The organism is Frankia sp. CcWB2 (assembly GCF_977927585.1).
The window spans coordinates 20,679-25,731 of the sequence record NZ_CDWRCM010000040.1 but is presented as its reverse complement, the minus strand read 5'-3'; the positions used below and the strand labels follow the sequence as shown (position 1 = coordinate 25,731).

4 protein-coding genes and 1 pseudogene are annotated in these 5,053 nt (G+C 72.8%); 1 reads left to right on the top strand and 4 read right to left on the bottom strand.

Annotation, left to right across the window (positions count from 1 at the left end; all coding sequences use genetic code 11):
- Window positions 1–353 precede the first annotated feature (353 nt).
- Window positions 354–779, top strand: coding sequence for a DUF3618 domain-containing protein (locus ACY45C_RS06640; protein ID WP_462186760.1), 426 nt, complete (start codon window positions 354–356; stop codon window positions 777–779).
- A 62-nt stretch (window positions 780–841) separates the two neighbouring features.
- Here the strand turns inward: ACY45C_RS06640 and ACY45C_RS06635 are convergent, their stop codons facing one another.
- The 4 genes and pseudogenes from ACY45C_RS06635 to ACY45C_RS06620 form a co-directional block, all read right to left on the bottom strand.
- Window positions 842–2,080 (bottom strand): lysylphosphatidylglycerol synthase transmembrane domain-containing protein, encoded by a 1,239-nt coding sequence (locus ACY45C_RS06635; protein WP_462186759.1) that lies wholly within the window; start codon window positions 2,078–2,080, stop codon window positions 842–844.
- 167 nt (window positions 2,081–2,247) lie between these two features.
- Complete coding sequence (locus ACY45C_RS06630; RefSeq protein WP_462186758.1) at window positions 2,248–2,676, bottom strand: ATP-binding protein; 429 nt, start codon at window positions 2,674–2,676, stop codon at window positions 2,248–2,250.
- A gap of 293 nt (window positions 2,677–2,969) precedes the next feature.
- Window positions 2,970–3,098, bottom strand: coding sequence for a hypothetical protein (locus ACY45C_RS06625; protein WP_462186757.1), 129 nt, complete (start codon window positions 3,096–3,098; stop codon window positions 2,970–2,972).
- A 1,660-nt stretch (window positions 3,099–4,758) separates the two neighbouring features.
- Window positions 4,759–5,053: pseudogene (locus ACY45C_RS06620) on the bottom strand (hypothetical protein); the annotation flags it as partial.

Below are 5,053 nucleotides of genomic sequence, written 5' to 3'. Positions count from 1 at the left end.
CGGTGGGAGTCGCCCGGGCGACTCCCACCCGGGCCAGACCACCGCTGGCCCTCGAGCACAGCGTTCAGCGTAATGTCCCGCCGGACGGATTTCGGTGGGCGGTCGCTTCCGCCCGCGGCGCCATCTGCGCGGTACGGAGACCGGGATCGGACGGGGCGAGACGTCGTGCGTCGGTGCGCCTGCGTGACGTGTCGCGCCACTGGCCGTTTGGTCTCGCCGGGCGGTGATGTGTCTGGCACGATCGTTGCAGGCCGGTCGCACCCGACGGAGATGTCCGTGGCGTCCATCGACGCCGATCGACGCCAGTCGCGGGAGCGCGTCCGCCATTCGCAACGGACGAGAGGGCGACATCGGTGCCGCAGGACCCGGCCGTGATCCAGCAACAGATCGAAGAGACCCGCGCCGAACTGGCGGAGACGATCGATTCCATCGCGGAGATCGTCAGCCCGCGCCGCGTCGCCGAGCGGGCCCAGGTGCAGTTGCGGGCGAAGACCGCCGAACTGCGCCACAGGTACGGTCCGGTCCTCGGGATCGGCCCGGGGCCCGCGCTTCCCGAACTGGGAGCCGGCGTCGGAGCCGATGGCCTGGCCCGGCGGGGGGATGCGGGCACGCTGACCGGGGGTGCCCTGGACGGCAGGGCGGTGCCCGGACCCTCCGGCGGCGCCATTGTGGTTCGGGTGGTGCGCTGGGAGCGGGTCGTTCTCGTCGGTGGAGGTGTGCTGCTCCTGGTGGGTGGGATCCGCCGTCGCCGTCGCCGCCGGTCGTCCCGGCGCGGGTGAGCGGCCACCCCGCCCGCCTGGGCCGCTCCCGGGCCGCGGTCGCGCCGACCCCCTGCCCCCGCCTACAGGTCGCCGGTGCGGCGCAGCCAGGCCAGCATGAGGATCCCCGGCAGCACCGGCAGCCAGAAGCTGATCAGGCGGTAGACGAGGACCGCGGTGAACATGGACGCCGCCGTACCACCCGCGGCCGCGAGCCCGAAGGCGAGTGCCGGTTCGATCGCGCCGATGCCGCCGGCTGTCGGCGCCGCGCCGGCTACCATCGAGCCGATGAGGTAGACCGCGGCAACGGACATCAACGTCATGCTGGTGCCGAATGCCCAGACCGTGCAGGCGAGCGCGAGGATCTGGAAGAAGCGTGTCCCTATCTGGGACAGCAGCAGCACCAGAGTCCGGCACGGGGAACGGGCGAGGATCTTCAGATGAGTGTCGAAGGCCCGCACTGCCGGCCGGGCCTTCGACCGGATCCGCGGATGGGCCACGGTGCCCGTCACGAGCGCGCAGACCGCCCCACAGCTGAGCACGAACGGCCCCGGCCCGAGCCCCTGGACAGTGGACCGCAGCGGGTTAGTCAGGGCCGCGCCGATGCCCGAGTCGCTGAGGGTGCCGGCGACCAGGACGATGCCCCCGAGGTGCGCCACCCCGCCGGCCACCTTGATTGACGTGATGGCCGCCAAGGCCGCGGGACGCGTCATCCCGCGCCGTTCCAGGAAACGCAGATGGACCGCGATGGCCCCGAGACCCGCGGGCACGATCCGGTTCGCCGCCGCCGCCGCGACCTGCAGGCCGGTCGCGGTACGTAGCTCGAGCCGCAGGCCGCTGGCCGCCCGCGTGGACAGGCCGTTGGCGAAGTAGAACAGGACCGAGGAGAGCGCGCAGATGACGAGCCAGTGCCAGCGGGGCGCGGGAACGCCGGCCAGCCGTGAGGCCATGTCGCCGCGGAAGCGCACGGCCAGGATGGTGAGGGGAACGGCGAGCATGCCGGCGAGCAGGACGTTGCGTCGCCGGGACCGGGCCGATCGGACCGGCCCGAGACGGAGCGCGAGCGGCTCGGCGAAGACGTGGGCGTCACCGGCCGGGGAGGCGACGAGCTCGACCCTCGGTGCCGTTGCAGAGTTCGGTGCCGTTGCAGCCACGTCGTCGGAGTTGCCGCCCGGGTGGGCACCAGAGCGTCGTAGTAGCTGCCGGGTCAACACCGCCGGTGGTGGAAGCGGGGGCGCGGGCGCGGCGCTCTCGGCGCTGTCAGCGCCGAGCAGGACCGGAGTCTCGATGACTACCCCCGTAGGATCGACAGGTGCGATCACGGTCGTGATGCAGAGGAGACGTACGTCACGGTACGCGGCTCGACGGTATGCGGCTTGGCTGAACGGTATGCGGCTTGGCTGAACAGCAGCTGAAGCATCCTTATTGCTAACCTAGCCACCGGAAGTCGCGCGACGACGCTTCGGGAGGAATCGGTCGGCGGCCCTGGTCAGGAGCCGCAGACCGCCTCGATCGGATCCTGTTGGCGTGGCAGGTCGAACCAGACCTGCTTGCCTGACCCCCGGGTGTCCGGCATCTCGACGACACCCCACTGCATCGCCAGCGCGGCGACCAGATGCATGCCCCGGCCCGACTCGTCGTCATCGTGGGCGGGTTTCAGCACCGGCCACAGCGAGCTTCCGTCGTCGACCGCGATGCGGATCCGGTCGTCGCGCAGGGACAGCGTGAGGCACAGGGCGGCGCGGGCACCGACGAAGCGCACCGCGTTCGTCACGACCTCACTGACGAGCAGCTGCGCGACCTCGACGGTCTCCGGGCGGCCCCAAGCGGCGAGCAGCTCGGTGACCAGCCGGCGGGCTCGGCTGGCGGCACGGGGATCGGCGGGCAGGTCAAAGCGTGCGCTGAGAGCTTCGGCCACGCCTCACCTTCCGTGGGGTCGTCAGGCACGGTCATCATCCCGGTGCGGGGGTCTGCCGCGTCGCGTTACTGCCACCATGACCGCCCCCCCAAACCTGACCCTCTGTGGTCGTCGAGCCAGGCAACGGCCACGCGACGCATCTGGATACCGCGACCGGGACGTCCGGGCGACGCGACGCGCCGAGGACAGCGTCGGCGTTTCCCCGGCCGGGCGTCGGGCCGGGGAGCCGCGCCGGGGCGGGTCGGCCTCCCCCGCTGGGACGGCCGAGCGGGTGACCGCGTCGGGGGATGGCGTCAGATGACGTCGATGCCGTCCAGCACCGACTCGCGGCGAGCCATCCAGGCCCGCGTGACCTCGTCGACCGCGGTCTGGTCGATGCGGGCCGCCGCCGCCGATAGGTTGCCGCGGGGAGGCGGCACCATGTCCGCATCCGCATCCGCTCGTGCGGCCGTTCGCGGCATGGCAGCCCGACCGGGGTGCGACGAGTTCGGCGGGTCGATCCCGGGTTGCGCGTACCGGCGACCGGAGCCGTGCGGTACACCACCGGTTCCGTCCGGGGCGCGCCCGTCGGGCGGGGTCGGGTTCCGATCGGAGGTCGGCCCGGGATGGTCGGGACGGCCGATGGGCCGTGGGCCGGGCCGGTCCCTCGTCGGTTGCCCACCCGGTTCCACGCGTCGCTCCGGTGCTCGGGGACGGTCTACCCAGGCTCTCGCCCTGTTCCCCGCGGGGCGTCCCGGGGACTCGGCCGGGCCCGGCTGCCCGCGGTCGGGCTGCCCGCGATGCATAGATCCCGACCGGATGGATTCCGGCGGCGTCGGCCCCGGCTGGGGTGATGGCCGGCCCTGGTAGCGTCCGGGCCCCGGCACCGCGTGACCGGGGTCTGACGGGCCGCCCGGCCCGGTTCCGGTTCCGGTCATCGGGCGCGGCGTCTCGACCCTGGCCGTGGCCATCTCGACCGGACCGGAGATCGAGGGAGCGGGCCGGGACGACGGCACGACGACATCGCCCCGGGCCACCGACGGGTTTACGGCCGGCGGGTAGCTGTCCGCGGTGGACCGGTCCCGGTCCCGGTCCGTGGGGTACCCGCCCGTCGGATACCGGTCCGAGGAGTATCCGTTGGGAGCATGTTGCCGCCCGCCGGGCAGTCGTGGCCGGGCACCGGTTGGCTGCGGAGCACCCCGCTGGGCGGGGTGGGCGTCCGGGGGCGGGTAGCCCGAACGGTCGGAGTGTCCCCCGGACGGCGGGTGGTCGGAGTCCGCCGGGGACCCCATGGACAGGTGGGCAGCTGCCCCGGGCATCGGCTCGGGGAACTGTCCAGGAACTGGGGCAGGCGGCCTGACCGGTGACTGCGGTGGCGGCGGTGGCGCGGGCGGCCTGGCCGCGGGGCGCGCCGGAGGGAACATCCTGGCCTCGTCGCCGGTGGCGGGGTGCTCGCGGTGGGGTGGCCCGGGACGGGCTCCCCGCCCCTCGGGGGCCACCGGCCGGGGATCCGGGCCGGGGTGTTCCGCGTCGGGAGACGCGACCGGACCCGATCGGCCGGATGCCCGTCCGGCGACCGCTCGCCCGATGCCCGCGGCCTGCTCATCCTCCTCGTCGACCGCCCGGCTGTCCGGTGCGGCGCCCGGTGACATGCCGGTGATCGCGATGATCGACGCACAGGGCCAGAGACGGTCGCAGCTCAGACAGAGGTCGAACTCATTCGGCTGATGAAGGTCGATGAGGGTGATCAGCGAGTGAATATGCTCGACAATCTTCGGGCCGACCAGGACCGGCCCACGGGCGATGACGTCGAGCTCCGAGCGCAGTCGCCCGTGATACTGCTCGACGTCAGCAAGGCGCGAATCCTCCATCACCGGCAGCATGCACCATAGCGGGCCAGCGGGCACGAAGGGTGTAGCCCGTTCGGGTTCACCGTCACTGCTGACTCACGTTCCGCTTCTGACCCGCGGTGCCAGATGCCGCTGATGGTTCCCTCTCCCTTACGTGCGGTGAGGATGGGAAGCGGGTTCGCCGGGACGGGCCGCATGGTCATGCCGAGCCGGAGTCCGGACGGCGTGGCCGCGTGGAGGCGCTAATCGCAGATCAGGACCGGTCCGGCCGGACCTCGTCCGTGCGGCGGACCTGCCGCATCAGACCCTCTTGAAGCCTGGCGAACTCCTCGATGTAGGGACTTTCGACCTGCCCGGAGGCACCTCCGGGCTCCTTGCCTGGCGCGGACCGGTCAAACGGCTCGAAACCCGCGAACTGCCCGCCGGCACCCGGCGGCATGCGGTCGGGCTGGCCGTCGAACGCGGGGTAGTGCCCACCCCCCGCCGCCTGGAGGCCCCGCTCGGCGGGTCCGTCGTACCCGGGTCCGTAGGAGGACGGCAGGCCGTTG